Genomic DNA, 3565 nt, shown 5'->3' with positions numbered 1-3565 from the left:
AATAAATATTGAATAAGCACTTCAATATTTATTTAGATTAGTAATATATTTTGCGAAAACCCCATTTAACTATTTGACATTTTAAAATGTTAAATAGTTAAAATGTTTCCTATATAAATATTTATATCCTATCATACTTAAATTGAATACTTTTAAGGTCATTAATCATACTGCCTTACCCTAATATTTGCCTTGCTATTGATACAGATCCCTTTGCATCTTTAGCATAATAATCAGCATGAATCATATCCGCATATTCCTTATTTAATACAGCGCCTCCAACCATAACTACACAATCAGGCTTCACTTTCTTTAATTCACCTATGGTCTCTTCCATATTTTTCACGGTAGTAGTCATCAGTGCACTAAGCCCTATAAGTTTAACATTATTTTTAACAGCTACCTCTATTATTCTCTCCTTAGAAACATCTTTTCCTAAGTCTATAACCTCATAATTATAATTTTCTAGAAGTACTTTCACTATGTTTTTACCTATATCATGAATATCGCCCTTTACTGTAGCTAATATTATTTTCCCCTTTGAGAATTCTTTATTATCTTTTAGCTTTAATTTATCCTTTACAATTTGAAAAGAACTTTTTACTGTCTCTGCTGAGTGAATCAACTGTGGAAGAAATATCTCTCCATTTTCATATCTTTCTCCTACAACATCTAAGGCTGGAATTATATATTCATTAATAATTTGTAATGGCTCTTTATATTCTAATAGTTTTATTGTAACTATCTTAGCTTCATCCTTCATACCTTTTAATATAACTTTGAATAAATCATCCTCAGTATTTTTTTCCTGTTTTTTATTTGCTACTAACTCTTTAGATATATCTTTGCTATATTCTAGATATTCCTTTGCCCCTTTATCCTCATTCCATAAAACTCTAGAAGCAGCTATTGTATTCATCATTTCCTTATCTAAAGGGTTTATTATAGGTAAATCTAAACCAGCAAATAGACTAGCTGCTAAGAATGCTTTATTTAAAAGCTCTCTGTTTGGTAGTCCAAAGGATACATTAGATACCCCAAGCACAGTTTTTACTTTTAACTTTTCTTTTACCAAAGAAAGAGCCTTTAGAGTTTCTTTTACATCCTTCTGTTGGGCAGCTGCTGTTAATGTTAAACAATCTATATATACATCTTTCTTATCTATACCATATTTTTCTGCCATGTTAACAATTTTTTCAGCTATTTTAAATCTTTCTTCACTGCTTGAAGGTATTCCATTCTCATCTAAAGTAAGTCCTACTACTGCTGCTCCATATTTTTTTACTATAGGTAGTATTCTTTCTAAAACAGCAGTTTCTCCATTTACTGAATTAACTATAGCCTTACCATTATAATACCTTAATCCCATTTCTATAACTTTTGGGTTAGTGGAATCTATCTGAAGAGGCACATCTAATATTGACTGTATTTCTTTAATAACCTTTACCATAATTTCCTCTTCATTTATTTCTGGAAGTCCTACATTGACATCTAAAATCTGAGCTCCAGACTCAACCTGAGATATTGCTTCTCTTAGAATATAATCTAAATCTTCATTCCTTAATGCCTCTTTAAATAACTTTTTCCCAGTTGGATTTATTCTTTCACCTATCACTTTTACCTCATTAATAATCACTGCTTTAGTAGGTGTACATACTCCACTTAATGAATTATGTTTCTTGTATTTAACGTCTACTTCTCTTAAACCTTTTACTAATTCTTTTATATAATTATCTGTTGTTCCGCAACATCCTCCTATTATTTTTACTCCTTTTTCCTTGAACTTTCTTCCGTAAACCGCAAACTCTTCAGGTAAAATATTAAATATCGTATCTCCATTAATAATAGAAGGTAAACCTGCATTAGCCTGAACTACTACAGGTAGGTTTGTTATATTTAATATTTCATCTACTATAGATTCTAATTCTTTGGGACCTAGCGAGCAATTAACACCAAGTGCATCCACCCCTAATCCTTCTAATACCATTACCATAGATGTGACACTACATCCTGTAAAGGTTCTTTTATCTTGCTGAAAACTCATAGTACAAAATACTGGCAAATCTGAGTTTTCTTTAGCTGCTAATACTGCGGCTTTAGCTTCATACAAATCTGTCATTGTCTCTATTAATATTAAATCTACACCACTTTTTACACCTTGAATTATTTGCCTTTTAAAGATGTTATAAGCTTCATCAAAGGTTAAAGTTCCAATAGGCTCTAATAACTCCCCAATTGGACCTATATCTAAAGCTATATATACTTTTTTATCCTGATCAGCAGCTTTAGCATTTTCTACTGCTGAATGAATTATTTCCTCTACACTGAAATTACTACTTTTAAGTTTAATTTCGTTAGCGCCAAAGGTATTGGTAGTAATAATATCTGCACCAGCTTCAATATAGCTTTTATGTATTTCAACTATTAATTTTGAATTAGTAACATTTAAGCTTTCTGGTAAATCTCCTAATTTTAATCCTCTCTTTTGAAGCATAGTACCCATGGCACCATCAAAAATTAAAGTTTTGTCTTTTAATTTTTCTCTAATTTCCACGTTTATCATCCCCTTTTCTAAAGGTGCAACTATCATGCTTATTGCAATCTAAGCAACTGATCTCTTCTGTATTTTTATCCTCCTTTTCAATAACGCCAACTATAGCCGTGACAGATTTTCTTGGTATTAAAATATTATGAGATGATGCAGTAAGTCCTATAGTATTTCCTGCATCAAGAATAGCTAAAAAGCTTTTTTGTATGTCTATAGGCAAGTCTCCATATCCAGGACTATATCTTGAAGTTAATACTTTATTTTCTTTATGCACTATTTCTTTTAATTCCTTACATACATTTTCGCAAATCTCTTCTATAGCTACTGTGGCACAAGCATCTAAAATTAATGCTTTAGCCACGCTTATTTTTTCATAATATCTTATTTTGGTATCTACATTATTTCCTATGGTTACTGCCATTAAGACACATACTTCTGATTTTGCTAAATGATTTTTAATATTCTCTCCAACTAAGTTAAAGTTACTATGACTTAAATACATTCCCTCTTCTTTTCTCATGATATTGAAGAATTTATATATATATCTAGGTTTAATTAAATCTCTCATTTCATTTATTGCTTCTTCAATTAAATCATTAGTTACTTTGTCTAAAGTTTGGTTTCTATAACCTAAATATCTTAAAACTTCATCTTTATTTTTAAGGATTCTATCCATCAATTTATATCCTCTCTTAAAGCTAATATATTTTTAATCTACTTCTTTTTCCTTAAATAATTCTTTTATACGCATTTTGTTTACCTCCTTATAGAATATACAAAACTACGCTAAATTTAAAGATGGCGCTTTCTATTTTTCTATTAGGCATCTGAAAATAAATAACAAGTCAAAGATGAGAAGTATATTTTGAGTTAGGCACTTGAAAAGAAATAACAAGTCAAAGATTGAAGCATATTTGTCACGAGACTAGGAGTTAAAGTCCTTTCATAGTGCTGCTATGTAAGGGTTTTGACGACGACGTATCGTGGTAAATAGGCGAAAATACTGGCTTGTTATTT

2 protein-coding genes are annotated in these 3565 nt (G+C 30.2%); both read right to left on the bottom strand.

The window, feature by feature from the left end; all coding sequences use genetic code 11:
- Positions 1-175 precede the first annotated feature (175 nt).
- A complete protein-coding gene (locus tag B3W71_RS13190; RefSeq protein WP_346889395.1) occupies positions 176-2554 on the bottom strand; it encodes a homocysteine S-methyltransferase family protein in 2379 nt (792 codons plus the stop codon).
- Positions 2544-3224 carry a methionine synthase gene (locus B3W71_RS13185; RefSeq protein WP_346889396.1) on the bottom strand — a complete coding sequence of 227 codons (681 nt, stop codon included), beginning with the start codon at positions 3222-3224 and terminating at the stop codon, positions 2544-2546. Before B3W71_RS13185 ends, B3W71_RS13190 begins: the two co-directional genes overlap by 11 nt.
- Between the last annotated feature and the right edge of the window lie 341 nt (positions 3225-3565).

The sequence above is a fragment of the Clostridium sp. UBA1056 genome (genome assembly GCA_002316385.1).
In the GTDB taxonomy this organism is placed as follows: domain Bacteria; phylum Bacillota; class Clostridia; order Clostridiales; family Clostridiaceae; genus Clostridium_J.
This window is presented reverse-complemented; position numbering and strand designations above follow the sequence as displayed.

Coding starts and splice junctions, on each gene's coding strand:
- B3W71_RS13185 (WP_346889396.1), bottom strand. CDS start 3,224: ATGGATAGAATCCTTAAAAATAAAGATGAAGTTTTAAGATATTTAGGT.